This is a genomic window from Sphingomonas pseudosanguinis (assembly GCF_052056765.1).
Lineage (GTDB): Bacteria > Pseudomonadota > Alphaproteobacteria > Sphingomonadales > Sphingomonadaceae > Sphingomonas > Sphingomonas pseudosanguinis.
This window is the reverse complement of sequence record NZ_CP189888.1, coordinates 1,141,848-1,167,022: the sequence shown is the minus strand read 5'-3', so window position 1 is coordinate 1,167,022 and position 25,175 is coordinate 1,141,848. Positions and strand designations below refer to the sequence as shown.

Below are 25,175 nucleotides of genomic sequence, written 5' to 3'. Positions count from 1 at the left end.
GAAAAGCCGCTTGGGCTGAGCGCAGTCGAAGCCCACGCCCCAACACCCCACACCCCGTTGCACCACCTCGCCAAACCTGCTTCCTTGGGCGCCATGAGATACCCCCATTTGCTGGCGGCGATCGCGTTCATCGCCCCCGCTCCGCTGCTTGCCCAGGCGCTGACCCCCGCCGAGACCCGGACGATCGATGCGCTGGTGACGAAGACGCTGGCCGATACCGGCGTCCCGTCCGCCTCGATCGCAGTGGTGCGCGGCGGCAAGACCGTGCTCGCCAAGGCTTACGGCAAGCAGTTCGAGGGGCAGAAGGGGCCGGCCGATCCGACTCTGCCCTATCAGATCGCCTCGGTATCCAAGCAGTTCACCGCCGCCGCCGTCCAGCTGCTGGCGGACGAGGGCAAGCTGTCGCTCGACGACACGGTCAGCAAATACATTCCCGGCATCACCGGTGGCGACACGATCACCATCCGCCAGCTGCTCAGCCATACCTCGGGCCTGCGCGACTATTGGCCGCAGGATTACAGCTTCAAGGCGATGGCGACCCCGACCACGCCGCAGGGCATCGTCGACCGCTGGGCCAAGGCACCGCTCGACTTCGCACCCGGCACCCAGTGGCAATATTCCAATACCGGCTATGTCGTCGCCGGCATGATCGTCGAGAAGGTGGCGGGCCAGCCGCTGCTCGATTTCCTTCAGGCGCGGGTGTTCCGCCCGCTCGGCATCCGGGCGCTGGATCAGGACAAGGCGGTCGGGCCGGGCTTCCCGCAAGGCTATCTGCGCCATGCGCTGGGTCCCGTCCGGGTCGAGACGCCGGCTGCGCCCGGCTGGCTCTACGCGGCGGGCGAACTCGCCATGTCGCCGCAGGACCTGGCCAAATGGGACGTCGCCCGGATGAACCGCACGCTACTGCCGGCCAAGCTCTGGGCCGAGCAGGAGACGCCCGTCAACCTGACCAGCGGCGCCAGCACCGGCTATGGCCTGGGCGTCGGGATCGGCGTGAAGGACGGCCGCCGCATCGTCGAGCATAGCGGCGAGGCGGTCGGCTTCCTGACCGAGAATATCGTCTATCCCGAGGACAAGGCGGCGATCGTCGTCGCGGTCAACGCCTGGTTCGCCGATGCGCCGGGCCGCATCGCCAAGGGCATCGCCGACGTCATCCTGCCCCAGCCCCAGGCGAGCAATCCCGACGCCGCCGCGCTCGACCGGACGAAGCAGGTCTATGCCCAGTTGCAGGCCGGGCGGCTGGACGGCGCGCTGCTGACCGAAGACGCGGCCTATTATTTCACCCCGGCGACCATCGCCGATTACCGGACCAGCCTGTCGCCGCTGGGCGCGCCGAGCAAGATCGAGCAGGTCGGCCAGACGCGGCTACGCGGCGGCTTCGTCAATCGCTCCTACCGCGTCAGCTATCCGACCCGGACCCTGCGGATCAGCACCTATGCCGAGCCGGGTGCTCAGGGTCGCATCGAACAATTTCTGGTAAGCCCCGTCGAATGAACGATTTCTCCGCTCTGCTTCAACCCGATCGTGGCCAGCCCGCGCAGTCCGTCACCGTCCTGACCGCGGATGGCTTTCCCGCGTGGCTGACCCGGCAATCCGCCGCCACCCGCGCGCTGGCGACCGCGCAACGCTTTACCGCCAAACCCGACACGCATCTGCTCGTGCCGCATGGTGACGGCATCGCGGTGATTGCGGGTGTCGCCGATCCCACCTCGCCCTGGGCGCTCGCCAAGCTGGCCGAGAGCCTGCCGGCCGGGACCTATCGCCTCGACGGGGCGGAGGTCGGTGCCAATGCGCTGGGCTGGCTGCTCGGCCAATATCGCTTCACCCGCTATCGCAAGGGCGAGTCGATCGGCGACCGCGTGCTGCTGACCGGCGACGTCGCGCATCGCGACGAGATCGTGCGCATCGCCGCCGCGACCGCGCAGGTGCGCGATCTGGTCAATACCGGTGCGGGCGATCTCGGCCCGGCGGAGCTGGAAACCGGCGCCCGCGATCTTGCGCAACGTCATGGCGCCAGCGTTACGGTGACGGCCGGCGAAGCGCTCGCCCGCGACTATCCGATGATCCATGCGGTCGGCCAGGCCGCGATCCGCGAGCGCGCGCCCCGGCTGATCGAGCTGCATTGGGGCGATCCCGCCCATCCGCGCATCGCCATCGTCGGCAAGGGGGTGTGCTTCGACACCGGCGGCCTCGACATCAAGCCGTCCGCCGGCATGCGCCTGATGAAGAAGGACATGGGCGGCGCGGCGCATGCGCTGGCGCTGGCCGGACTGGTCATGGCGGCCGGGCTGCCGGTGCGGCTCCACCTGCTGATCCCGGCGGTCGAGAATGCGGTGTCGGGGGCGTCCTTCCGCCCCGGTGACGTGCTGCGGACTCGCAAGGGTCTGACGGTCGAGAATACCAACACCGACGCCGAAGGCCGCCTGATCCTGGGCGACGCGCTGACCCGCGCGGGCGAGGACAACCCCGAGCTGATCCTCGACTTCGCGACCCTGACCGGCGCGGCACGCGTGGCGCTGGGTCCCGACCTGCCGCCGCTGTTCACCGATGACGAGGGGCTGGCGGCCGATCTGCTCGCGGCGGCGGCGAGCGAGCAAGACCCCGTATGGCGTCTGCCGCTCTGGGACGGTTATGACGAGATGCTGAAGTCGGACATCGCCGACATGGTCAACGCCCCCGATGGCGGCTTTGCCGGGGCGATCACCGCCGCGCTGTTCCTGCGCCGCTTCGTGCCCAAGGACACGGCCTGGGCGCATCTCGACGTGTTCGCGTGGCGGCCTTCGGGCAAGCCGGGGCGGCCCAAGGGCGGTGACGCCTATGCGCTGCGTGCGGCGTACCGGATGTTGAAGGGGCGGTATTCCAAGGCTTGAGGCAAGGTCGGGGCGTGGCCTTCGACTTCGCTCAGGCTGAGCGGGGGTGGAGGTGGGTTCAAACAGCCGTTCACGCTGAGCGAGGTCGAAGCGCGTCAGCCCTCACCCCAGTTACTCAACTCCGCCGGGAGTTTGAGGAGCAGGACGGGGCGTGGCCTTCGACTGCGCTCAGGCTGAACGGACGTTGGAGATGGGGCCAAACAACCGTTCACGTTGAGCGAAGCCGAAGCGCATGCCCTGTCCATGCCCTAACTGCACAACCCCGTTCGGCGTTTGAGATGAATGCCGGGGCTCGGCCTTCGACTGCGCTCAGGCGGAACGGACGTTAGGGTTGGGTCCAAACAGCCGTTCACGCTGAGCGAAGTCGAAGCGCACGTCCCGCCCCCGCCCCGGCTTCACAGCCCTGCTGCCGCCTCGATGATTGGCACGAACTTCGCCGCCGTCAGGCTGGCACCGCCGACCAGCGCGCCGTCGACATTCTCGACCGCCAGCAGCATCGCGGCATTGTCGCCCGTCACCGAGCCGCCGTACAAGATCCGAACCCCGTCCGCCGCATCGCCGATCAGCATGCGCAGCTTGGCGCGCGCGATGGCGTGGATGCTGGCGATATCCTCCACGGTCGGCGTCCGCCCCGTCCCGATCGCCCAGCGCGGTTCATAGGCGAGCGTGAACCAGCTGCCATCGGCATTGTCGGGCACCGACTTCTCGATCTGCGCCTGCACCACCCGTTCGGCGCGGCCGGCATTACGTTCCGCCTCGGTCTCGCCGCAGCATAGGATGACGTGAAGACCGTTGCGATGCGCCGCCGCCGCCTTGGCCCAGGCGTCCTGGCTGGTCTCGCCCTGGTCCGCGCGGCGTTCGGAATGGCCGACGATGGTGAAGCGTGCGCCCGCCTCCTTGACCATCCCCGCCGAGACGCAGCCGGTATGCGCGCCCGAATCGCGCTCATGCACGTCCTCGGCCCCGATCGACAGGTCCGGCACCCGCTCGGCCGCCGCCGCGATCAGCGTGAAGGGCACCGCCATCGCCACATCGACCTGCGGGGCCGCCTTCGCCGCCGCCGCGATGGCGTCCAGCTCGGCCAGGGCCGCGCGCGAGCCATTCATCTTCCAATTGCCCGCCACCAGTTTGCGCCGTGCCATTTCAGGGGCTCCCATGAGTCGACTGTTATACGTGTTCAACACCGATAGCGGATCGTGCGCGCGGCACAAGCTTGATGCGGGCGCGCCGTCCCCCTAAAGCACATGCGTTTTTATCCTTTGCCGATCGGTCGTCCATGCTCAGCTTCTTCCGCCGGATCATCAATTCCAAGGCCGGCGTCATCGTGACCTTCATCGTGCTGGGCATCATCGCGATCGCCTTTGCCGCCGGTGACGTGTCCAATATCTCGGGCATGGCCGGCGGGCTGACCGGTTCGACCGTCGCCAAGGTCGGCGATGCGAAGGTGACCGTCGACGACCTGCGCACCGCCGCGCAGAACGAAGTCGCCGCCTATCGCCAGGAACAGCCGACGCTCGACATGGCGCAGTTCATCGCCGCCGGCGGGTTCGAGGGCGTGTTGCAGCGCGAAGTGACGGGCCTGTCGCTCGAGGAGTTCGGCAAGGACCAGGGCATGGTCGTGTCGCGCCGGCTGGTCGACGGCCAGATCGCCTCGATCCCCGCTTTCCGTGGCCCCAATGGCCAGTTCGATCCGGCGCTTTATCAACAGCTTCTGGCGCAGCGGAAGATGACCGATGCGCAGGTCCGCACCGATCTGCAGCGCACGCTGTTCGCACAGCAGCTGACCGTGCCGACGATCGGCGCGACCCAGATGGCGACGCAGATGGCGCTGCCCTATGCTTCGTTGCTCCTCGAAAAGCGTCAGGGCGAGGTCGGCTATATCCCGACCCGCCTGGTCGGTGCCGGCGCCGCGCCGAGCGATGCCGACATCCAGGCCTTCTACACCCGCAACATCCAGCGCTATACCCTGCCCGAGCGCCGCGTGGTGCGCTATGCGCTGGTGACGCCGGCCTCGATCGCCGGCCAGTCCGCGCCGAGCGAAGCGGAGATCGCACGCTATTACCAGACCAACGCCGCGCGCTATGCCGCAACCCAGAAGCGCGACATCACCCAGGTGATCGTCGCCGATCAGGCGGGCGCCAACGCGCTGGCCGCGCGTGCCAAGGGCGGCGCCAGCCTGGCCGATGCCGCCCGCGCCGCCGGGTTGGAAGCCTCGGTGCAAAAGGGCGTCGACAAGGCGACCTATGCCACGCAGAGCACGCCGGCAGTCGCCGATGCGGTGTTCGGCGCGGCGCAGGGCGCGGTCGTCGGCCCGGTGCGCGGTCCGCTCGGCTTCGTCGTCGCGCGCGTCGACGCGGTGACCCAGGTCGCCGGCAAGACGCTGGCGCAGGTTCGCCCCGAGATCGTCGCCGAACTGACCAAGCAAAAGCAGACCGCCGCGCTGGGCGAGACCCGCAACGCGATCGAGGACTCGCTGTCGGGCAACGCGACCTTCGACGAGGTTGTCGCCGACCGCAAGTTGCAGGCGCAGACCACCCCCGCCGTCACTGCGCAGGGCGCGGCGCCCGAGACGCCCGGTTTCCAGCCGACGCCCGAGCAGCGCGCGATGATCACCGCCGCCTTCACCGCCGAGGAAGGCGACGCGCCGCAGATCGTGCCCGTCGGCCAGGATGGCGGCTTCGCCATCGTCGGCGTCGGTCAGATCCAGCGCTCCGCGCCGCGTCCGCTGGCGCAGGTCCGACAGCAGGTAGTCGCCGACCTGACCGCCGACCGCGCCCGCGCCGCCACGCGCAAGCTGGCCAATGCCGTGCTCGCCAAGGTGAACAAGGGCATGCCGATGGCGCAGGCGCTGAAGGAAACCGGGCTGGCGGCGCCGCCGGTCCGCCCGATCGCCGCGTCGCGCCGCGACCTCGCCGCCGCGCAGAACACGCCCGCCGCCGCGCCGCTCGCGCTGCTGTTCTCGATGCCGCAGGGCAAGGCCAAGACGCTGGAAGCCCCGGCCAATGAGGGCTGGTACATCATCCGCGCGACCAAAATCGATGCGGGCAACGCCACCGGCAACACCGCCGCGATCCAGGCCGCACGCCAGGACATCGGCCGCCTGATCGGCCGCGAATATGTCTCGCAGTTCGCGCGCGCCGTGCGCGACACGGTCGGCGTGAAGACCGATCCGAAGGCGGTGGCGAAGGTGCGCTCGGAGCTGCTGAACAATGGGAGCAACTAAGCCCCGCACCGACGACGCCGCGATCGCCCAGCTTCAGGCGGGTCGCCCCGCGCTGATCTGGCGTCGGCAGATCGCCGACACCGAAACGCCGGTTGCCGCCGCGCTGAAGCTGATCGAGCCGGGGCGCGGTGATTTCCTGCTCGAATCGGTCGAGGGCGGTGCCACGCGCGGGCGCTACAGCCTGATCGGTCTTGCCCCCGACCTCGTGTTTCGCGCGCATGGCCATGAGGCGGGGATCAACCGCCGCTGGGCGACCGATCGCGAGGCGTTCGAGCCCTGCGCCGCGCCGACGCTGGAGGCGCTGCGGCAGCTGGTCGCGGAGTGCCGCGCCGATGTGCCCGAGGGACTGCCCGCCGCGCTCGCCTGTCTGGTCGGCTATTTCGGCTATGAGACGGTCGGGCTGGTCGAGACGCTGCCCCAGCCGGCGAGCGATCCGCTCGGCCTGCCCGACATGATTTTCGTGCGGCCGACGGTGATCCTGGTGTTCGACCGGCTGGCCGACGCGCTGTATCTGGTCGCACCGATCTGGCCGGGTTCGGACGTCGACCCCTCCAAGGCAGTTGCCGAGGCGCAGGACCGGTTGGAGGCGACCGCCGCCCGGCTGGCCTCGACGCCCCTGCCCGCGCCGGTTCGCGCCGAGCTCGACGAACCCGCTTATACCCCCGCCCTGCCTGCCGGCCGCTATGGCGAGATGGTGGCGCGCGCGAAGGACTATATCGTCGCGGGCGACATTTTTCAGGTCGTGCTGGCGCAGCGTTTCTCCGCGCCCTTCGCGCTACCGCCGTTCGAGCTGTATCGCAGCCTGCGTCGGATCAACCCGTCGCCCTTCCTCTATCATCTCGACCTGCCGGGCTTCGCACTGATCGGGTCCAGCCCCGAAATCCTGGTGCGCGTCCGTGAGGGCGAGGTGACGATCCGCCCGATCGCGGGCACGCGCCCGCGCGGGAAGACCGGGGCCGAGGACATCGCGCATCGCGACAGCCTGCTCGCCGACCCCAAGGAGCGCGCCGAGCATCTGATGCTGCTCGACCTAGGTCGCAACGATGTGGGTCGCGCGGCGCAGGCGGGCAGCGTCCGCGTGACCGACAGCTATACGGTCGAATTCTACAGCCATGTGATGCACATCGTGTCCAACGTCGTCGGCCGGCTGGCGGAGGACAAGGATGCGCTCGACGCGCTGTTCGCGGGCTTCCCCGCCGGCACGGTCAGCGGCGCGCCCAAGGTCCGCGCCTGCCAGATCATCGCCGAGCTGGAGCCGGAGCGGCGCGGTGCCTATGCCGGCGGCGTCGGCTATTTCTCGCCCGACGGTTCGATGGACTCGTGTATCGTGCTGCGCACCGCCGTGGTCAAGGATGGCACCATCCATGTCCAGGCGGGCGCCGGCATCGTCGCCGACAGCGACCCCGCCTATGAACAGCGCGAATGCGAGGCGAAGGCCGGCGCGATGCTGGCGGCGGCACGTGAGGCGGTAGCACGGGCGGGCGAAGGCGGTTTCGGGCAGTAGGGCGCGTGCCGCCACGTCGGAGCAGGGACCGCCTGCCCCGCGAGGCAGCCAAAGTACCCGTCGCGAACGGTTCCCCCGCGAAGGCGGGGGCCCAGTACTCTTTCATGGCAGGATTATCAGTGGCCTGCCCTCACGACAGCCCAACCAAGAAACTGGGCCCCCGCCTTCGCGGGGGAACGGCGAAATTACTGGGCTTCAGTTCGTGACCGCTTGGGCGCCCCGCTCACTCCCCATCGGCCGCCGGCGGCGTCGCCTCGGCCTGGCGGGCGCGGCGTTCGGCCTGATATTGCTGGTTCCACATCATGCTGCACCCGGTCTGGCCGCCCGTGCCGATCGGCGAGCAGGTATTGGGGATGCCCCCGGCGACGCGGCCGACCTGATCCATCGTCGCGGCGCGATTGACCCAGCTCTGGTTCTGCGCCGCGATGGGGCGATCGTCACGTAGCGCCTTCGGGATGCGATACGGCTCGTCGTCGCGGCCGCAGACCACGACCTCCTCGGCGGTGCTCTCGGGACATTTCTGGTCGCCGGTCAGCGTCACGTTGCGGACGCGCTTGGGCGGTTGGCCGGTGGCCGCCTGCTGATCCTGTGATGCCGTCTGGGCATAGGCGCTCCCCGAGGACAAGAGCAGGGCGGCAATCAGGGCGGCTCGAACCATGGCGACGGGACTCCTTTGATATTCTAACGTCAGACACGGCGCATGGCTCCATGCTGAACGATCGCCCAAGCGCGCGCATTCGGGCGAAATTACGGCCGCCGGCCGCATGTACGGCCTGTTCGACCCCAAAGGCGTGACCATAAGGGAAAGGGGGGCGTTGCACCGCCCGTACGATCGGCTATGGCGGTCCCATGATCCTGGTCGTCGACAATTACGACAGCTTCACCTGGAACCTCGTCCATTATCTTCAGGAATTGGGCAGCGAGGTGGAGGTGGTCCGCAACGACGCGATCTCGGCGGGCCAAGCGCTCTCGTCGGGGGCGCAGGCTTTTCTCATTTCCCCCGGCCCCTGCACGCCGACCGAAGCGGGCGTCAGCCTGGACCTGGTCGCCGCCGCCGCCGATGCCGGCCGGCCGTTGCTCGGCGTGTGCCTGGGCCATCAGGCGATCGGCCAGCATTTTGGCGGGCTGGTCCAGCGCGGCGGGCTGATGCACGGCAAGACGTCGCCGGTGCTGCATGACGGGACCGGGTTGTTCCGCGGCCTCCCCTCGCCCTTCACCGCGACGCGCTACCACTCGCTGATCGTCAACGACGTGCCGGACGATCTGGTCGTCAATGCGCGGGCCGAGGACGGGACGGTGATGGGTTTCCGGCACCAGACGCTGCCGATCCACGGCGTCCAGTTCCACCCCGAAAGCATCGCCACCGAATATGGCCATGCGATGCTCGCCAATTTCCTGCGCGAGGCGGGCGTGGCGCACGACCTGCCCGAACGGCTGCGGCCCCCGGTCGGACACGCCGCGTGACGACCATCGCCTTGCTGCCCGATACGGCCAGCCCGCTGTCCCGCGAAAGCGCGGCGGCGGCCTTTTCCGACATTCTGGACGGGCGCGCCGAGGACGAGGCCATCGCCGCCTTCCTGATCGGCCTGACCGAGCGCGGTGAAACCTCGATCGAGATCGCCGAGGCGGCGCGCGCCATGCGCCAGCGGCTGATCCCGATCGAAGCGCCGGCGGGCACCATCGATGTCTGCGGCACCGGGGGCGACGGGCATCACACGCTGAACGTCTCGACCGCCGTGTCGCTGGTCGTCGCCAGCCTGGGCGTGCCGGTGGCCAAGCATGGTAACCGCGCCGCCTCGTCCAAGGCGGGGGCCGCCGACACGCTGGAGGTACTCGGCCTCGACATGCAGCGCGCGGGTGAGATGGCGCAGGCCAGCCTGACGGATATCGGCATCGCCTTCCTCTTCGCCGCCAATCATCACCCCGCCATGGCGCGGATCACCCCGATCCGGAAGCGGATCGGGCGGCGGACGATCTTCAACCTGATGGGGCCGCTCGCCAATCCCGCGCATGTCGGGCGGCAGCTGATCGGTATCGCCCGCCCCGACTATGCGACCGTCTATGCCGAGGCGCTCGAGCAGCTGGGGGCCGAGGCGGCCTTGGTCGTATCGGGCGAGGAAGGGCTGGACGAACTGTCGGGCGCCGGTCCCAGCATCACCGTGTCGGTCGGCCAGGTCGATGCGCCCCGCACGATCACGCCCGAGGATGCCGGGCTTCCCCGTCATCCCATCACCGCCATTCGCGGCGGCGACGCGCGGCACAATGCCGAGGCGCTTCGCCGTCTGCTCGCCGGAGAGCCGGGCGCCTATCGCGACGCCGTTCTCCTCAACGCCGCGGCCGCGCTGCTGGTCGCCGGGCATAGCGCCGATCTGGCCCAGGGGGCCGTGGCCGCCGCCCGCGCGATCGACAGCGGCGAGGCCGCCGCCCTCCTCGATCGATGGATTGCTTACCGATGACGATGCTCGACCGCATCCTGGAAACCAAGCGCGCCGATGTCGCCGCGCGCAAGGCGACCATGTCGCACGCCGATCTCGACGCGCGCATTTCGCAGGTCTCCGCGCCGCGCGGCTTTCGCGCCGCGCTCGACGCCAAGACCGGCCACGCGCTGATCGCCGAGGTCAAGAAGGCCAGCCCGTCCAAAGGGCTGATCCGCGCCGATTTCGATCCCCCCGCCCATGCCCGTGCCTATGAGGCAGGCGGTGCCGCCTGCCTGTCGGTGCTGACCGACGAGCGCTGGTTCCAGGGGGCCGACGCCTATCTGGAACAGGCCCGCGCCGCCGTGTCGATCCCGGTGCTGCGCAAGGACTTCATGGTCGATCCATGGCAGGTGCACGAATCGCGGGCGCTGGGTGCGGACGCGATCCTGATCATCGTCGCCGCGCTCGACGATACGCAGATGCAGGAGATCGAGGCGGCCGCCATCGACTGCGGCATGGACGCGCTGGTCGAGGTGCACGACGCCGCCGAGATGGAGCGCGCCGCCCGGCTCAAGTCGCGGCTGATCGGAGTAAACAACCGCGATCTCAGGGACTTCTCGGTCGATTTTCAGCGGACCTATGATCTAGTGGCGCACGCCCCCGCCGGTGCGACCTTCGTCGCCGAAAGCGGGCTGACCAGCCGCGCCGATCTGGACGCGATGGCCGAGCATGGCATTCGCTGCTTCCTGATCGGCGAGGCGCTGATGCGCCAGCATGACGTCGAGGCGGCGACCCGCGCGCTGATCGGATGAGTCGACTGACCCATCTCGACGACCAGGGCTCGGCCCGGATGGTCGATGTCGGGGGCAAGACCGTCACCCAGCGTCAGGCGGTTGCGCGGGGACGCATCACGATGACGCCCGAAGCCGCCGCCGCGATCGTGGCCGGTAGTGTCCAGAAGGGCGACGTGCTGGCCGTCGCGCGGGTGGCCGGGATCATGGCGGCCAAGAAGACAAGCGACCTGATCCCGCTGTGCCACCCGTTGCCGCTGAGCAAGGTCGAGATCGACCTCGTCCTGGACGAGAGTGGCGTGACCGCCACCGCGACTGCCGCGACCGCCGGGCAGACGGGCGTCGAGATGGAGGCGCTGACCGCCGTGTCGGTGACGCTCCTGACCGTCTACGATATGGCAAAGGCGCTGGATAAGCGCATGACGATAGGCGATATTTGCCTGTTGTCGAAGACGGGCGGAAAATCGGGCGACTGGCACGCCTGAAACCCGGAACTTCGGGCGCGTCGGGTGCGTCCTTCGCGTCAACAGGAGTGACCGCCATTCTCTTACCCGTCGCCGAAGCCCAGCAGCGCCTGATCGCGCTGACGACCGATCGCCCCGTCACCTATGTCGCGTTGCGCGAGGCCGCCGGCCGCTGGGCTGCCGAGGATGTGCCCGCCCGCCGGACCCAGCCAGCGAGCGACCTGTCAGCGATGGACGGTTATGCGATCCGCTTCGCCGATATGCCCGGCCCCTGGACGGTGATCGGCGAAAGCGCGGCGGGGCGGCCCTTCCAGGGCCATGTCGGCCCCGGGCAAGCGACCCGCATCTTCACCGGTGCCGCGCTTCCCGAGGGCACCGACACCGTGCTGGTGCAGGAAGAGGCCGCGCGCGACGGGGACAGACTGATGCTGGCCGGCGAAGGACCGGCGCATCAAGGGCGTAATGTCCGCCGCAAGGGGCTGGACTTCACGACCGGCGACCGGCTGATCCGGTCCGGCGAGCGACTGACTCCGGCACGGATCGCGGTGGCGGCGACGGGCGGCCATGCCACCCTGCCCGTTCGCCCGCGCGTGCGCGTCGCCATCGCCGCTACGGGCGACGAACTGGTCGCGCCGGGAGCGGACGATCCCGCCGCCCTGCCCGAATCCAACGGCGCGATGCTGGCGGCGATGCTGGCCGACCTGCCGGTCGACATCATCGATCTGGGGATATTGCCCGACAATCTCGATCGGCTGCGCGAGGCGTTTGCCGGCGTCGATGCCGATCTGCTGGTCACGACGGGCGGTGCCTCGGTCGGCGACCATGATCTGGTCCAGCCCGCGCTCAAGGCGGCGGGGGGCAGCATCGATTTCTGGCGGATCGCGCTACGTCCCGGCAAGCCGATGATGGCGGGCCGTCTGGGCAAGGCGGTGGTATTGGGCCTGCCCGGCAATCCCGTGTCGGCGTTCGTGACCGCCCTATTGTTCGTCAAGCCGCTGATCGCGCATCTGGCGGGGGCAGCCGACCCTTTCCCCGCGCCCATTCCCGCCGTACTGGGCGAGGATCTGCCCGCCAACGGCCCGCGTATCGACTATCTGCGTGCTGCGATGATCGACGGTCGCGTTCATGCCGCCGCCATTCAGGACAGCTCGATGCTGCTGACGTTGGCGCGTTCGACCTGCCTGATCATCCGTCCACCGCATGCGCCGCCGGCCAGCGCGGGCGACTCGGCGGAAATCCTGATGCTCGCTTGACGCAAGCCTTTACGTTCCATATAAGTTCCACGTCTGTTCTGGACGGAGGATCGCGATGCTCACCGCAAAGCAGCATGAGCTTGTCTGCTTCATCAATGATCGATTGAAGGAAACCGGCGTTTCGCCGTCCTTTGAGGAGATGAAGGAGGCGCTGGACCTCAAGTCCAAGTCGGGCGTCCACCGCCTGATCTCCGCGCTGGAGGAACGCAATTTCATCCGCCGCCTGCCGAACCGCGCGCGCGCGCTGGAAGTGCTGCGGATGCCCGACCGTCCCGAAAAGCCGGCGGCCGCGCCGACGGTGGCGGACAATGTCCGCGCGCCCTCGCCGCATGTGCAGATCGAGGCCGCGAACGACGTGGTCGAAATCCCGCTGCACGGCCGCATCGCCGCCGGTGTGCCGATCGAGGCGTTCGAGGGCAGCTCGATGCTCGCGGTACCCGCCGCGCTGCTGGGATCGGGCGAGCATTATGCGCTGGAAGTCTCGGGCGACTCGATGGTCGAGGCGGGCATTCTGGACGGCGACTATGCGCTGATCCGCCGCACCGATGTGGCGCGCGATGGTCAGATCGTCGTCGCGCTGATCGACGAGGCGGAGGCGACGCTGAAATATTTCCGCCGCGAAGGCTCGATGGTACGGCTCGACCCCGCCAACCGCGCCTATGACCCGCAGCGTTATGCGCCGGCACAGGTCCGGGTGCAGGGCAAGCTCTCCGGGATCTTGCGCCGCTACGATTAAGCGGCGGTGACGGCCGGGTGATACCGTTGGGTATCGGTCGGCCGTTGGGTTGCATGTGATATAAAGCTGCCGTTCGGAATGACGAAGCCTATGACCGAGATTCAGGTTTTCGCGTCAGCCCTTTGCTAACACGGCGAAAACCTTGCCGGATCACCGTCGCACACGCCAAGCGGCTTAATGGCTCCAGACTTGTCTGGCCGCAGGCTATGACAACTGTCTTCATCATGGCAGCATAGGCCCCTTCCTACCGTGTGGAAGCTGGCCAAGCGCAAATCATCCTCCGCGCCATAGCGACGGCGATCGTTCAGCGCGCTCCGTATGACACCGATCGCCGCCAGGGATGTCCGTCGCCCGGCCGATGGACCGTCGCGACCCGGGGCGGATCGAGCCAGATCGTCACGCCGCCGGTCCGGTGTAGAACGGGCGTATCCAGCTTCAACCAGCGCGGGCGGCACGCCTGCGGCAAACGCCGGTCGGCGATCATGATGTCGACGCGTCGACACAGCGCGATCAGGCTGCTCCATGGCACCGCATAGCCGCTGCGCGTCGCGGCGATCCGCCATGATCGCCCACCCGCCATCATGTGCGTCAGGCAGACATCCTTCCCGCATCGCGCGGCGGACTGATCGGACAACGCGGCGAGTTCCCCCTGCGATCCGCTCATCTCCGCCAGCGTAGTCCGCATATAATCCCCCGCCCGCTCGCGGAGCAGCGCCATGCCGCCATCGGTCCGGATCGCGGCGTGTCGCCCGTCGCCGGTCACGATCAGATCGGGGGCCGGCGCGGCGAGCATGGCCGCCGTCCCGCCCAGCAACAGCGGCACCCCGATCCAGCGCCCCCGCGTCCGCCACAAGGCCAGCCAGAGCCCTCCGGCCACCGCCAGCGCGAACGTCCAGGCCGGTGCGACCGGCATCGCCACCGCTGCGCCTGGCCGACTGGCGACGAAATGGGCGAGGCGAAGCAACGCCTCCAATGCCCATTCGAGCATCTGCCAGAAGGGGCCCGCCAATCCCCATGGCTCCAGCAAAAGGGCTATCATCTCGATCGGCATCGCGACGAAGGTCGTCCACGGGATCGCAACGATATTGGCGAATGCGCCGTAGAGCCCTGCCTTGTGGAAGTGAAAAATCGCGATCGGCATCAACGCCGCCTCGACTACCAGCCCGGTGACCAGCAAGGCACCGCCCTGCCGGGCGATCGACCAGCGCCAGTCGGAATGCGGCCCGAACCAGCGACGCATCGCGGGGTGTTCGTGCAGCGCGACGATGGCGGTGATCGCCGCGAAGGAGAGTTGGAAGCTCGCCCCCATCAGCGCCTCGGGCCGGAACAGCAGCACGATCACCGCCCCCGCCGCGACCAGCCGCAGGGTCATCGCTTCCCGCCCGAGCGCCAGTGCCGCCAGCACCAGCATCGCGGCCACGCAGGAGCGGATCGTCGGCACTTCCGCCCCCGTCAGCCAGGTATAGCCGATCGCGGCCAGAGCCCCCGCGAGCGCGCCGAGCAGCGGCAACCGTACCCGCAGCGCCAGCCAGGGCCACAATGCCAGCAACCGGATGGTGATCGTCATGACGATGCCGACCACGGCGGTGATATGCAGACCGCTGACCGACAAGAGATGCGCCAAGCCGGCGCGCCGCATCGCCTCGGCATCCGCCAGCCCGATCGCGCCGACATCGCCGGTCGCCAGCGCCGCCGCGATCCCGCCGGCGCTGCCCTCGACGCGCGCCGTGATGCGCCTCGACAGACGCTGGCGCAGGCCATCCTCCCGCTGTGCACCCCGTAGAACGGTGACAGGTGCGAAGCCTCGGCCGGTCGCGCCGATCCCCTGAAACCAGGCGGCGCGGGCGAAGTCGTAACCGCCGGGCGCGACGGGGCCGGCCGGCGGCATCAGCCTGGCCCGCAATCGCAGGACCGCCCCGCGCCCCAGCCCCGCTGGCACATCGCCATCGGCGATCGAGACGCGGATGCGCGGTGGCAGGGTCAGGGCACGCCCGCGTCCGTCACGCGCCGTGACCGGACGGAGCATGACCCGCACCATCTGCCGCGCCACCAATCGCTCGCTATCATCGACCCGCGCGAACATATCGGCGATGACCGGCCGCACCAGCACCGGCGCCGCCACCGACTCGGCACGCAGCCAGGCCAGCGACAGCCCCGCCAGCATCAGCACGGCCATTGCCCAGACCATTCGCGCGATACGGCCGCCATCCGCCACCACCGCCGCCGCCAAAGCCATCCCCGCCAGCAGACAGGCGAAGGCGGCCCAGGCGCGCGGATCGGGCAACAGGAACCAGGCGGCGATGCCCAGCCCCAGGCCGACCGGCATCCATAATGCGATCTGGGTCCGCTCAGCCTCGGCCCAGCGTTCGGCCCGGTCGCGAAGGCCGCGCGCCCCCCGCTGCATAGCCACGAAGCGCGGCATTTGGCGGCGCGGGCGCTTGATGCTAGGGGCTGCGGCGGCTGAATGGGCCATCGGATTTCATGATTGGGAGTATGCGCGGTTGAGCGCAACAGATGATATCGCCGCCAATGGGGTCGTGACCCGTTTCGCGCCCTCGCCGACCGGCTTCCTCCACATCGGCGGCGCGCGCACCGCGCTGTTCAACTGGCTGTTCGCCCGTCACCACGGCGGCAAGTTCCTGCTGCGTATCGAGGATACCGACCGGGTCCGCTCGACCCAACCGGCGATCGATGCGATCCTGGACGGCATGCGCTGGCTGGGGCTGGACTGGGACGGCGAGGCGGTGTTCCAGTTCGCCCGCGCCGACCGTCACGCCGAGGTCGCGCACGAGATGATGGCGCGTGGCCATGCCTATCGTTGTTACATGACGCAGGACGAGATCACCGCCCAGCGCGAGGCGGCGCAGGCCGCCAAGCAGCCGCTGCGCATCCGCTCGCCGTGGCGCGACGCCGATCCCGCGACCGCACCCGAAGGTCAGCCCTTCGTCGTCCGCCTGCGCGCGCCGCGCGACGGCTCGGTCACGATCGAGGATCAGGTGCAGGGCAGCGTCACCGTCCAGAATGCCGAGCTCGACGACCTCATCCTGCTCCGTTCGGACGGGACGCCGACCTATATGCTGGCGGTGGTGGTCGACGATCACGACATGGGCGTCACCCATGTCATTCGCGGCGACGATCACCTCAACAACGCCTTCCGCCAGTTGCCGATCTACAAGGCGATGGGCTGGCCCGAGCCGGTCTATGCGCACATTCCGCTGATCCACGGCGCGGACGGCGCCAAGCTGTCCAAGCGTCACGGCGCGGTCGGGATCGAGGCCTATCGCGATGACATGGGCATTTTGCCCGAAGCGCTCGGCAATTATCTACTTCGCCTCGGCTGGGGGCATGGCGATGCCGAGATCATCGCGCGCGAAGATGCGGTACAGTGGTTCGACCTCGCCAATGTCGGCAAGGCGCCGTCGCGCTTCGACCTGAAGAAGCTGGAAAACCTCAACGGCCATTATATCCGCGAAGCCGACGACGGCCGCCTGGCCGAGCTGACCGCCAAGCGGATGGGCGTCGAGGACATCGCGCTGTTGACCGCCGCGATGCCGTCGCTCAAGCCCCGCGCGGCGAATTTGAACGAGCTGGCGGACGGCGCACGGTTCCTTTTCATGACCCGTCCGTTGACCATGGACGACGCCGCAGCCGGCCTTCTCGATGAAAAGGCACGGAACATTCTCTTTGCCGTGCACAGCGCGCTTGACGCGGTGCACAACTGGGATACGGAGCTTTTGGAAGACGCGGTACGCAAGGTGGCCGAAGCCGAGGGCGTGAAGCTCGGTCAGGTCGCCCAGCCACTCCGCGCTGCCTTGACCGGACGCAAGACGTCACCGGGGATCTTCGACGTGCTCAGCCTGTTGGGCCGTGAGGAAAGCCTGGGTCGGATCGCGGACCAGATGACCGCAGATAGGAAGGATAATTGAGCATGAGCGACACCGCGAAATTCAACATCGCAGGCAAAGAGTTCGACTATCCGGTCATGTCCGGTTCGATCGGCCCGGACGTGGTCGACATCCGCAAGCTCTATGCGCAGACCGGCGCGTTCACCTATGATCCCGGCTTCACCTCGACCGCGTCGTGCCGGTCGGAGCTGACCTATATCGATGGCGACGAGGGCGTGCTGCTCCATCGCGGCTATCCGATCGGCGAACTGGCCGAGAATAGCAGCTTCATGGAAGTGGCCTATCTCCTGCTGAACGGCGAACTGCCGAACCAGGACGAGCTGTCGGGCTTCACCAACACCATCACGCGCCACACCATGGTGCATGAGCAGCTGGCGGCGTTCTTCCGTGGCTTCCGCCGCGACGCGCACCCGATGGCGATCATGTGCGGCGTGGTCGGCGCGCTGTCGGCCTTTTATCACGACTCGACCGACATCCATGATCCGGTGCAGCGCACGATCGCGTCGCACCGCCTGATCGCCAAGATCCCGACGATCGCGGCGATGGCGTACAAGTATTCGGTGGGCCAGCCCTTCCTGTACCCGGACAACTCGCTGTCCTACACCGGCAACTTCCTGCGCATGACCTTCGGCGTTCCGGCCGAGCCCTATGAGGTGAACCCGGCCGTCGAAAAGGCGATGGACCGCATCTTCATCCTGCACGCCGATCACGAGCAGAACGCCTCGACCTCGACCGTCCGTCTGGCCGGTTCGTCGGGCGCCAATCCGTTCGCCTGCATCGCGGCGGGCATCGCCTGCCTCTGGGGTCCGGCGCATGGCGGCGCGAACGAGGCCGCGCTCAACATGCTGCGCGAGATCGGCACGCCCGATCGCATCCCCGAGTTCATCGCGCGCGCCAAGGACAAGAACGATCCGTTCCGCCTGATGGGCTTCGGTCACCGCGTCTACAAGAACTACGATCCGCGCGCGACCGTGATGCAGAAGACCGTGCGCGAAGTGTTCGACGCGCTGAAGGTCAACGATCCGCTGTTCGAGACGGCGCTCCGCCTCGAAGAGATCGCGCTGAACGACGATTATTTCGTTGAGAAGAAGCTGTTCCCGAACGTCGACTTCTATTCGGGCGTCATCCTGTCGGCGATCGGCTTCCCGACCGAGATGTTCACCGTGCTCTTCGCGCTCGCTCGCACCGTCGGCTGGGTCGCGCAGTGGAACGAGATGATCACCGATCCCGACCAGAAGATCGGCCGTCCGCGTCAGCTCTACACCGGCCCGACGCAGCGTTCCTACGTCCCGGTTTCGCAGCGCTAAGCGATGAACCGGGTCCGGCCGATCCTGATCGCCATCGGCGTCATGCTGGCGCTGACCGGCGCATTGTGGATCGGCCAGGGCCTGGGTTACATCCGCTGGCCCGAGCAGAGTTTCATGCTCGGGCGCGGCGAATGGGCCGATCGCGGCGCGTTCACCGCAGTGGCGGGACTAGCGCTGATCCTGGTCGCACGGCGACTGCCCCGGCGGCGATGACGGCCGGTCAGGACCAGAGACGAAAAGGGCTCCCTCGGGAGCCCTTTTTATTGCTCGCGCAGGCGGAAGGTGAAGGTGGCGCCCTCGCCGGGCATGCTTTCGACGCTCAGGTCGCCGCCCATCGCGCGTGCCAGGCGGCGCGCGATATAGAGGCCCAGGCCATTGCCGCCCGGCTCGGTCGGATCGACGCGTTCGAACTTCTCGAAGATGCGGACCTGATCCTCGGGCGCGATACCCTTGCCCTGGTCGACCACGCGGACGAGCGCCGCATCGCCGTCGCGTTCGGCCGTCACCACCACCTCGCCACCGCGCGGGGAATAGCGCAGCGCGTTGCCGATCAGGTTGATCAGGATTTGCAGGCTGCGTCCGAAATCGCCGATCGCGCCCAAGGTCTCGGTGATGGCGGGGCGCTGGATCGTCACCCCGGCGGTTTCGGCGCGGACGCCGAGCAGGCCAGCGGCCCGGCGCGCGACATCGGCGAGGTCCATCGGCATCGCCGCGAGCCGGAAATCGGGCTGTTCGATCGCCTGAAGCTCGACCAGATTGTCGACCAGCCCCATCAGATGGCGCCCCGCATGCGCGATGTCGCTGGCATAATCGGCATAGGTCGCCGCCACCGGCCCGTCGCCTTGTGCCGCGATGCTGTCGGCATTGGCGACGATCCGCGCCAGCGGCGTGCGCAGCGCGCGGTCGAGGCCGTTGGTGAAGCTCTCGGTAAGCGGCAGGGTGCCGGGCGATACGGTTTCCACGTCCTCGCCCGCCTCGTCGACCAGATAGGCCGCGCCGATCAGCCCGGCGATACCGCCCATGGCATCGTGCCGGATCGCCGCCGACAGGCGGACCGGCGCGTCGGTCGGCCGCAGCCTGGCCCCCTGCCCGTCCAGCGGCACCGGATCGGCGAGCAGCCGCCCGCCCGCCGCCGTGTCGAAGACGAACAGCGCATGGAGAGGCTGCCCCAGCAGCGCGGTCGCATCGAACCCATGGCGGGTGCCCGACGATAGCGAAATCAGGCGGAGCGCGGCGTCGGTTTCCCACCGGAAATCGGCACCGGTCGCGGCGAATTCGGGGGGTGTCGCGCTCGGCTTCCACGCATCGCGATCACGCCAGCCACTGACGCTCAGCCGGATCTGGCCGGTTTCGGGCCGCGCCTGCACCCACAGGTCGAGATCGCCCTCATCGTCCGCGACGACCATGCGGCGCGACACCGCGATGCCCAACCGCCGGGCGAGCTGCGCGATCGTCGCGATGGGCGCCACCGCCAGCCGGTCATGCGCCCCGCCCCCGGCGCGCATATGCAGCAGCTCGATCGGCGGATCGGCGGACAGGATGCGGTTCTCGCCGTCGAGGATCGCCCGCGCCACCATCGATTCGCCGGGGCTGTTCATCGACGTCATCGCGGCAGCGTCCCGTCGAGCCGGTCGATCGCGGTCCGGAACGCGCGCGGCAGATTCAACAGCGCCAGCGCCTCGGTCGCGTCCGTCGCGGCGATCGCCATCACCGCATCCAGCCCATCGGCAAAACGCTCGACATCGCGGCGGCGGTCGGCCTCGCTGATCGCCCAACCGATCCGGGCGATCGTCGCCCGGTTGAGATCGAGCGCCCTCAGCGCCAGCCACAGCCGGTCGCCATCCGGCTCCAGCACGATCTCGCGGACATCGCGGTCGTCCAGCCGCAGGGCATGGGCGAGCAGCGCGATGAACAGGCCGAGCTGGCGGTCGGACAGACATTCGAGCAGCAGCACCGGCAATTCGCTCGGCCGCGCATCGATCGCCGTCGCCAGCCGCAGCGCGGGCGCGCCGAAGCATGCGCCCTCATCGCGTGCGTGGAGCATCCGCTCGGCCGCCTGCGCCAGCGCACGATCCGCCGCCGGGCGATGATCGGCGCGCATCGCGGCGGCGACCATCCAGATCAATCGCTCCTGTGCTCGGTGCGACAGGATCGCATAATCCTCGGCATGGCCCGCCGGTGCCTGCGCATGGCCTTCGGCGGCCAGCACCGCGCGGGCGGCGGTGGCAACGATCCGGTCGGGCGCCTCGGTCAGCCGGACGAGCAGGCTGGGCGCGTCGCCCCCCATGGTCTCGCTGGGCAACGAATCCGCGATCAGCCGCTGCTGCGCTTGGGCGACCAGTTCATCCACCAGAATCGGGTCGTGCAACAGGCCGGCCGTCTGCAGCCGCGCGACGATGTCGGAAGCCGTGGCGGGCCAGGCATCGGCCTGATCATGTCCGGCATCGGCCACCAGCCGGCTGGCCTGATGCTTCAGATCGCGGGCGACCGCCTCGACCAGTCCGCGAAGCCGGGTGCCCACGGCCAGCCGGATCTGGTCGCTCAGCCGGGCGGCTTCGTCCAGCCCCAGCTCGACCAGCGCCGCCTGCCGCCGCCGGGCCGCGCGGCTGCGCGCCTGCGCGACGCGCGCGAACAGCGACGCGGCTGGCGGGTCAGCCTGATACGGGTCCGGTTCTACGGCCATCCGGCATCGCTAACCCCTATGATCTTAATGCGACACTAAACTTGTGCGCGTAATGTCTCGATTGCGGACGCCAATGTCGCAATCGCATACACCCCCGCCAGCGCCAGCCCCCACAGGCCGATGCCCAGCATCGTCGCGGGGAGCATCACCAGCAGATAGGCCGGCGGGCTGGCCCACCAGCGCCGGCGAAAACGATAGAGCGCGGCGCGCTCCGCCAGAATGCCGAGGATGACCAGCATCAGCGCCAGCACCGGCCCCAGTTCGTCCCCGGCAACGCCGTAATATTGCCAGCCGAGCCCCGCGACCACGATGGCGGTCAGCGCGGCGATGGCGGCCGACTGCGCCTTGGCCGCCGGCTGTTCGTCGCGCAGGCCCGCCAGCGTCTCCCCCAGCCCCAGCCCGAGCGTCCCCGCGATCGCCATGCATAGGCCAAGCGCGGGCAGCCCAAAGAGAATCAGGATCAGCCCCAGCGCGCCAAGGCCGACCCCCGCGCCGCCCGCGACATGCGCGGGCACCGCCCGCTCGACCAGACGCGGCAGCGCGAAGCGCGCCACCGGGGCGAGGACGTAGCGATCGAACCAGCTCCGCCGCCCCGACACCAGCCGCGCGACGACCGCACGGCCCCGCGCATCCAGCGTCTCACCGCGATGGACGATGCCGTGCCCCGCCCGCTCCGCCTCGGCCGGCAACAGGATATGGGTCGCATGCGCCTGCGCCGCGAGACGCAGCAGCGTCGATTGCAGGTCATAGTCGCGCGGCAGCGCTGCTACCTCGGCTACGCGGCGCGGATCGACGCGCGCGACGCCGGCCCAGGCCATCTGACCGCCGACACGCTCCAGCCCGGCCTCCGCTCCCGCCTCGGGCACGACCATCAACGCGTCATGGCCGGTGTCGCGCAGGACCAGCGCGATCGTCTCCTCGGTGGTGATCAGGCCATCGGCCAGCACGACCAGGCGCGACAGCGGGTGCAGCTTCTCGGCCGCCTCGACGGCGCTGCGCACGGTATCGACCACCACGCCACGCTGCGCGATCCGGGCAATCGCGCCCAGCAATTCGGGGGTCAGGCGCGCGACGACGATGATCACCTGCGCCGCACCGGCGGCGATCAGCAGCCGCGCCTGATACTCGATCAGGGTCACGCCGGCGAATGGCAGGGTGGCCGTCAACCGCCCGGGGCGGTCTTCAGCATCGTCGATCGCAAATAATAGCCCGGACAACATCGGTCGCTGTTAGGCGCTTGGGGGCGTGCATGCCAGCCCCGTCCCGCGCCGCTTGTGCAGAAGCCTTACAGCCGGGCGACGACCTCGCCGATCCGCTCGAGCAGGGCGGGATCGGCCTCGTCCATGTCCGCCGCCTGGCCGGCCAGCGTCATCAGCGGCAGCGCATTGACGCTGGCCGCCAGCCCCTTCAGCCGCAACGCGGCCTCGCGCCATTCAGCGCCGCCCTGGGCCATGTGCATCGCCTCCAGCGCGCGGGTCGCACTGTCGACGAAAGCGATACGCAAATCCTGGATCACGGCCGGTTCGTCACCCGCAACCGCTGCCAGGGCAGCGTCGATCGTTCCGCGTTCATAGGTCATGGTTGCTCCCATAAACCGGAAGCTCCTGCACGGAATAGCGCAATTCGCTTTCTGCCGCCGGCAAACGTGATAAACCGACCCATTGTGACACGGGGGCTTGGATGATCGTGGATTTGCGCGCGGAGCGTCAGGACAGATCGGACCTGCTGGACGAAGCGTCGATCGCCGACGACGCGCCGCAACCCTTCGACGTCGCCGACCCCATGACGCCCCCCGCCCCCGGCCAGCCGGCGCAGGTCTGGCTGGAGGATCGGGTCGGCATCCCCGCCGAGCCGCCCGCCCCCCGTTGGCCGCTGTTCGCCGCCATCGCACTGTCCACGCTCTGGTTGGTCGGCGTCGTCCTGTGGGGGCTTGCCGGATCGTTGTCGGTGACGCCCGCCAGCTTCGCCCCGATCCTGACGCTGGCGCTCGCCGGGCCGATGCTGGTCGCGATCCTCTGGCTGATCGCACAGCGTAGCAGCCGCGCCGAGCAGCGCCGCTTCGCGCTGACCGCGCGCGACATGCGAGACGAGGCGCTAGCGCTGGAGAGTGCGGTCGCCGCCATCGGCCGCATGCTGGAGGCCAATCGCGGCGAATTGTCAGCGCAGGCCGTGGCGCTGGCGGAGATGGCGCAGGCCGCCGAAACCCGCTTCAACGCCATCGCCCGCGACCTGGCCGACGACATCCAGATGGTCGAGGCGCATGGCCGCACGCTGGCCGATGTCGCGGGCACCAGCCAGTCCAATCTCGCGCATCTGCTCGACGCGCTGCCCCATGCCGTGGACGAAGTCGGCGAGGCGAGCGACCGGATGGCGGAGGCCGCCCGCTCGGCGCAGAGCCATGCCACCGCGCTCGACGCGCAGCTGGTCGCGCTCGGCCGGCGCGGGCAGGATGCCGATACGATCGCCAGCGGCGCCGCGCAGCGTCTGGCCACGCATCTGGAACAGATGGAAGCGACCGGCCGCGCGGCGAGCGCGCATCTGGACACCGTCACCGCCCATGTCGCGGCGACCATCGACGCGCTGCTCGATCGGGCCGCGCAGGCGCTCGACCAGTCGCGTCAGGGCATCGCCGAACAGGGTGAGGCGTTGGTCGCGATGGTCGGCGAGAACCAGCAGGCGCTCGACATCGCGGCCCGCGACAGCGCCGATGCGCTGGCCGAGCGACTGACCCAGGTCGACGGCGCGGTGACCCGCCTGACCGCCGAACTGGAGGCGCAACGGATCGCGGGCGAGGCGATCGTCGACACGCTCGACGCGCAGCTCGACCGGGTCGAGACGCGCATCGCGACGCTCCATGTCCAAGGCACCGAAAAGTCGCAGATGCTCGCCGCCTCGATCAGCGCGCTGGGCGGATCGGCGGATGCGATGACCGGCGCGCTGGAGGCGGGCGAGAGCATGGCCAATCGCGTGATCGGCACGACCGAGACGCTGCTGATCGCGCTGGATGCCGCCGCACGCGAGATCGACGAGACGCTGCCCGAGGCGCTGGCGCGGCTCGACCAGCGGATCGTGGGCAGCCATGAGATCGTCGTCCGGACCAAGCCCGAATTGCTGGCGCTGGTGACCGCCGCCGAAAGCACCCACGAAGCGATCGAAGCGATCGCCGAGGTCATCGCCGAGCAGCGCCAGACGCTGGAAACCCTGTCGGGCACGCTGATCGAAACGCTATCGACCGGCCGCGCCAAGGCGGATGCGCTGGGCATGATGGTCGAGGAGACGATCGACCGCACGAACCAGTTCGCCGACGAGGCCGCGCCCAAGCTGGTCGACGCGCTGCTCCGCGTCCGCGAAACCGCCGTGACGGCCGCCGACAGCGCGCGCGAGACGCTGGCCAACGTCATCCCGGAGGCGGCGAGCGTGCTGGAGCATGCCAGCGCCGAGGCGATGCGCCGCGCCACCGGCAACACGGTCGAGCGACAGGTCCATGCCATTGTCGACGCAACGCAAAGCGCGGTCGAGGCCGCGACCCGCGCGACCGAACGGCTGGCGCGTCAGGCCGAGCTGATCGCGGAGAAGACCGCGGTCGTCGAAAGCCGGATCGAGGAAGCCCGCACCGAACGCGAGGACGCCGACCGCGACAATTTCGCACGGCGTGCCTCGCTCTTAGTGGAGTCGCTCAACTCCGCCTCGATCGACATCGCCAAAATCTACGCGCCCGAAGTCACCGACAGCGCCTGGGCGGCCTATCTGAAGGGTGATCGCGGCGTCTTCACCCGGCGCGCGGTGCGTATCCTCGACTCGCATCAGGCGCGCGACATCGCCGATCTCTATGATCAGGACACCAAGTTCCGCGAGCATGTGAACCGCTATATCCATGACTTCGAGGCGATGCTGCGCGGCGTGCTGGCCCAGCGCGACGGATCGCCACTGGGCGTGACGTTGCTGTCGTCGGATATGGGCAAGCTCTATGTCGCGCTCGCCCAGGCGATCGAGCGGCTTCGTTGACGGCTGACGATGTATCA

The 25,175-nt window shown here is 68.9% G+C and carries 21 protein-coding genes; 14 read left to right on the top strand and 7 right to left on the bottom strand.

All coding sequences use genetic code 11. The features are described 5' to 3' along the window. The first annotated feature begins 93 nt into the window (after positions 1–93). Together ACQHGV_RS05235 and ACQHGV_RS05230 are read left to right on the top strand one after the other, a co-directional pair. Entirely contained in the window at positions 94–1,494 is a 1,401-nt protein-coding gene (locus ACQHGV_RS05235) for a serine hydrolase domain-containing protein (RefSeq protein ID WP_440979699.1), read from the top strand. Next, on the top strand, positions 1,491–2,870 hold the full coding sequence (locus ACQHGV_RS05230; RefSeq protein WP_440979698.1) for a leucyl aminopeptidase family protein: 1,380 nt from the start codon (positions 1,491–1,493) through the stop codon (positions 2,868–2,870). The genes ACQHGV_RS05235 and ACQHGV_RS05230 overlap by 4 nt, the downstream gene beginning before the upstream one ends. Before the next feature lie 395 nt (positions 2,871–3,265). Here the strand turns inward: ACQHGV_RS05230 and tpiA are convergent, their stop codons facing one another. After that, complete coding sequence (gene tpiA, locus ACQHGV_RS05225) at positions 3,266–4,012, bottom strand: triose-phosphate isomerase (protein WP_440979697.1); 747 nt, start codon at positions 4,010–4,012, stop codon at positions 3,266–3,268. Between the two features lie 134 nt (positions 4,013–4,146). Between tpiA and ACQHGV_RS05220 the strand changes: the two genes are divergently transcribed. Both ACQHGV_RS05220 and trpE read left to right on the top strand, forming a co-directional pair. Further along, positions 4,147–6,093, top strand: coding sequence for a SurA N-terminal domain-containing protein (locus ACQHGV_RS05220; RefSeq protein ID WP_440979696.1), 1,947 nt, complete (start codon positions 4,147–4,149; stop codon positions 6,091–6,093). Beyond that, positions 6,080–7,597, top strand: a complete 1,518-nt coding sequence (gene trpE / locus ACQHGV_RS05215; RefSeq protein WP_440979695.1) for an anthranilate synthase component I — start codon at positions 6,080–6,082, stop codon at positions 7,595–7,597. Before ACQHGV_RS05220 ends, trpE begins: the two co-directional genes overlap by 14 nt. Before the next feature lie 223 nt (positions 7,598–7,820). Here the strand turns inward: trpE and ACQHGV_RS05210 are convergent, their stop codons facing one another. Continuing rightward, positions 7,821–8,255: a hypothetical protein gene (locus ACQHGV_RS05210; protein WP_183951362.1), complete on the bottom strand. Its 435-nt coding sequence runs from the start codon at positions 8,253–8,255 to the stop codon at positions 7,821–7,823. A 191-nt stretch (positions 8,256–8,446) separates the two neighbouring features. Between ACQHGV_RS05210 and ACQHGV_RS05205 the strand changes: the two genes are divergently transcribed. From ACQHGV_RS05205 to lexA, 6 genes are read left to right on the top strand one after another with little or no spacing between them, the layout of a single operon-like run. Beyond that, positions 8,447–9,061 carry an anthranilate synthase component II gene (locus ACQHGV_RS05205; protein ID WP_427730005.1) on the top strand — a complete coding sequence of 205 codons (615 nt, stop codon included), beginning with the start codon at positions 8,447–8,449 and terminating at the stop codon, positions 9,059–9,061. Next, positions 9,058–10,053, top strand: a complete 996-nt coding sequence (gene trpD / locus ACQHGV_RS05200) for an anthranilate phosphoribosyltransferase (RefSeq protein WP_440979694.1) — start codon at positions 9,058–9,060, stop codon at positions 10,051–10,053. Before ACQHGV_RS05205 ends, trpD begins: the two co-directional genes overlap by 4 nt. Further along, the gene (trpC, locus tag ACQHGV_RS05195; RefSeq protein WP_440979693.1) at positions 10,050–10,826 is read left to right on the top strand and encodes an indole-3-glycerol phosphate synthase TrpC; all 777 of its coding nucleotides are present in this window, start codon (positions 10,050–10,052) and stop codon (positions 10,824–10,826) included. The genes trpD and trpC overlap by 4 nt, the downstream gene beginning before the upstream one ends. Then, positions 10,823–11,290 (top strand): cyclic pyranopterin monophosphate synthase MoaC, encoded by a 468-nt coding sequence (gene moaC, locus ACQHGV_RS05190; RefSeq protein ID WP_440979692.1) that lies wholly within the window; start codon positions 10,823–10,825, stop codon positions 11,288–11,290. The genes trpC and moaC overlap by 4 nt, the downstream gene beginning before the upstream one ends. A 47-nt stretch (positions 11,291–11,337) precedes the next feature. Continuing rightward, a complete protein-coding gene (locus ACQHGV_RS05185; RefSeq protein WP_440979691.1) occupies positions 11,338–12,522 on the top strand; it encodes a molybdopterin molybdotransferase MoeA in 1,185 nt (394 codons plus the stop codon). Between the two features lie 55 nt (positions 12,523–12,577). Next, positions 12,578–13,258, top strand: coding sequence for a transcriptional repressor LexA (lexA, locus tag ACQHGV_RS05180; protein WP_440979690.1), 681 nt, complete (start codon positions 12,578–12,580; stop codon positions 13,256–13,258). 304 nt (positions 13,259–13,562) lie between these two features. Here the strand turns inward: lexA and ACQHGV_RS05175 are convergent, their stop codons facing one another. Continuing rightward, positions 13,563–15,662 carry a ComEC/Rec2 family competence protein gene (locus tag ACQHGV_RS05175; RefSeq protein ID WP_440980147.1) on the bottom strand — a complete coding sequence of 700 codons (2,100 nt, stop codon included), beginning with the start codon at positions 15,660–15,662 and terminating at the stop codon, positions 13,563–13,565. Between the two features lie 37 nt (positions 15,663–15,699). Here ACQHGV_RS05175 and gltX point away from each other — a divergent pair, with 37 nt between their 5' ends. Genes gltX through ACQHGV_RS05160 form a run of 3 tightly spaced genes read left to right on the top strand, consistent with a single transcriptional unit; the run spans position 15,700 to position 18,683 of the window. Beyond that, positions 15,700–17,184 carry a glutamate--tRNA ligase gene (gene gltX / locus ACQHGV_RS05170; protein WP_440979689.1) on the top strand — a complete coding sequence of 495 codons (1,485 nt, stop codon included), beginning with the start codon at positions 15,700–15,702 and terminating at the stop codon, positions 17,182–17,184. A gap of 2 nt (positions 17,185–17,186) precedes the next feature. Continuing rightward, on the top strand, positions 17,187–18,470 hold the full coding sequence (locus tag ACQHGV_RS05165) for a citrate synthase (RefSeq protein ID WP_440979688.1): 1,284 nt from the start codon (positions 17,187–17,189) through the stop codon (positions 18,468–18,470). Positions 18,471–18,473: 3 nt separating this feature from the next. Next, complete coding sequence (locus ACQHGV_RS05160; protein WP_183951371.1) at positions 18,474–18,683, top strand: hypothetical protein; 210 nt, start codon at positions 18,474–18,476, stop codon at positions 18,681–18,683. A gap of 47 nt (positions 18,684–18,730) precedes the next feature. Here the strand turns inward: ACQHGV_RS05160 and ACQHGV_RS05155 are convergent, their stop codons facing one another. The 4 genes from ACQHGV_RS05155 to ACQHGV_RS05140 form a co-directional block, all read right to left on the bottom strand. Beyond that, positions 18,731–20,077, bottom strand: a complete 1,347-nt coding sequence (locus ACQHGV_RS05155; protein ID WP_440979687.1) for a sensor histidine kinase — start codon at positions 20,075–20,077, stop codon at positions 18,731–18,733. Further along, a complete protein-coding gene (locus ACQHGV_RS05150; protein ID WP_440979686.1) occupies positions 20,074–21,153 on the bottom strand; it encodes a hypothetical protein in 1,080 nt (359 codons plus the stop codon). Before ACQHGV_RS05150 ends, ACQHGV_RS05155 begins: the two co-directional genes overlap by 4 nt. Before the next feature lie 35 nt (positions 21,154–21,188). Continuing rightward, complete coding sequence (locus ACQHGV_RS05145; protein ID WP_440979685.1) at positions 21,189–22,319, bottom strand: hypothetical protein; 1,131 nt, start codon at positions 22,317–22,319, stop codon at positions 21,189–21,191. Positions 22,320–22,438: 119 nt separating this feature from the next. Further along, a complete protein-coding gene (locus ACQHGV_RS05140) occupies positions 22,439–22,732 on the bottom strand; it encodes an Hpt domain-containing protein (protein WP_440979684.1) in 294 nt (97 codons plus the stop codon). Positions 22,733–22,833: 101 nt separating this feature from the next. Between ACQHGV_RS05140 and ACQHGV_RS05135 the strand changes: the two genes are divergently transcribed. Further along, a complete protein-coding gene (locus ACQHGV_RS05135) occupies positions 22,834–25,158 on the top strand; it encodes a hypothetical protein (protein ID WP_440979683.1) in 2,325 nt (774 codons plus the stop codon). The last annotated feature ends 17 nt before the right edge of the window (positions 25,159–25,175 follow it).

What these genes read in the sequence shown, in the direction of transcription:
- ACQHGV_RS05235 (WP_440979699.1), top strand. Translation starts at nt 94, where the DNA reads ATGAGATACCCCCATTTGCTGGCGGCGATCGCGTTCATCGCCCCCGCT.
- ACQHGV_RS05230 (WP_440979698.1), top strand. Translation starts at nt 1,491, where the DNA reads ATGAACGATTTCTCCGCTCTGCTTCAACCCGATCGTGGCCAGCCCGCG.
- tpiA (WP_440979697.1), bottom strand. Translation starts at nt 4,012, where the DNA reads ATGGCACGGCGCAAACTGGTGGCGGGCAATTGGAAGATGAATGGCTCG.
- ACQHGV_RS05220 (WP_440979696.1), top strand. Translation starts at nt 4,147, where the DNA reads ATGCTCAGCTTCTTCCGCCGGATCATCAATTCCAAGGCCGGCGTCATC.
- trpE (WP_440979695.1), top strand. Translation starts at nt 6,080, where the DNA reads ATGGGAGCAACTAAGCCCCGCACCGACGACGCCGCGATCGCCCAGCTT.
- ACQHGV_RS05210 (WP_183951362.1), bottom strand. Translation starts at nt 8,255, where the DNA reads ATGGTTCGAGCCGCCCTGATTGCCGCCCTGCTCTTGTCCTCGGGGAGC.
- ACQHGV_RS05205 (WP_427730005.1), top strand. Translation starts at nt 8,447, where the DNA reads ATGATCCTGGTCGTCGACAATTACGACAGCTTCACCTGGAACCTCGTC.
- trpC (WP_440979693.1), top strand. Translation starts at nt 10,050, where the DNA reads ATGACGATGCTCGACCGCATCCTGGAAACCAAGCGCGCCGATGTCGCC.
- moaC (WP_440979692.1), top strand. Translation starts at nt 10,823, where the DNA reads ATGAGTCGACTGACCCATCTCGACGACCAGGGCTCGGCCCGGATGGTC.
- lexA (WP_440979690.1), top strand. Translation starts at nt 12,578, where the DNA reads ATGCTCACCGCAAAGCAGCATGAGCTTGTCTGCTTCATCAATGATCGA.
- ACQHGV_RS05175 (WP_440980147.1), bottom strand. Translation starts at nt 15,662, where the DNA reads ATGCAGCGGGGGGCGCGCGGCCTTCGCGACCGGGCCGAACGCTGGGCC.
- gltX (WP_440979689.1), top strand. Translation starts at nt 15,700, where the DNA reads ATGCTAGGGGCTGCGGCGGCTGAATGGGCCATCGGATTTCATGATTGG.
- ACQHGV_RS05165 (WP_440979688.1), top strand. Translation starts at nt 17,187, where the DNA reads ATGAGCGACACCGCGAAATTCAACATCGCAGGCAAAGAGTTCGACTAT.
- ACQHGV_RS05160 (WP_183951371.1), top strand. Translation starts at nt 18,474, where the DNA reads ATGAACCGGGTCCGGCCGATCCTGATCGCCATCGGCGTCATGCTGGCG.
- ACQHGV_RS05155 (WP_440979687.1), bottom strand. Translation starts at nt 20,077, where the DNA reads ATGACGTCGATGAACAGCCCCGGCGAATCGATGGTGGCGCGGGCGATC.
- ACQHGV_RS05150 (WP_440979686.1), bottom strand. Translation starts at nt 21,153, where the DNA reads ATGGCCGTAGAACCGGACCCGTATCAGGCTGACCCGCCAGCCGCGTCG.
- ACQHGV_RS05140 (WP_440979684.1), bottom strand. Translation starts at nt 22,732, where the DNA reads ATGACCTATGAACGCGGAACGATCGACGCTGCCCTGGCAGCGGTTGCG.
- ACQHGV_RS05135 (WP_440979683.1), top strand. Translation starts at nt 22,834, where the DNA reads ATGATCGTGGATTTGCGCGCGGAGCGTCAGGACAGATCGGACCTGCTG.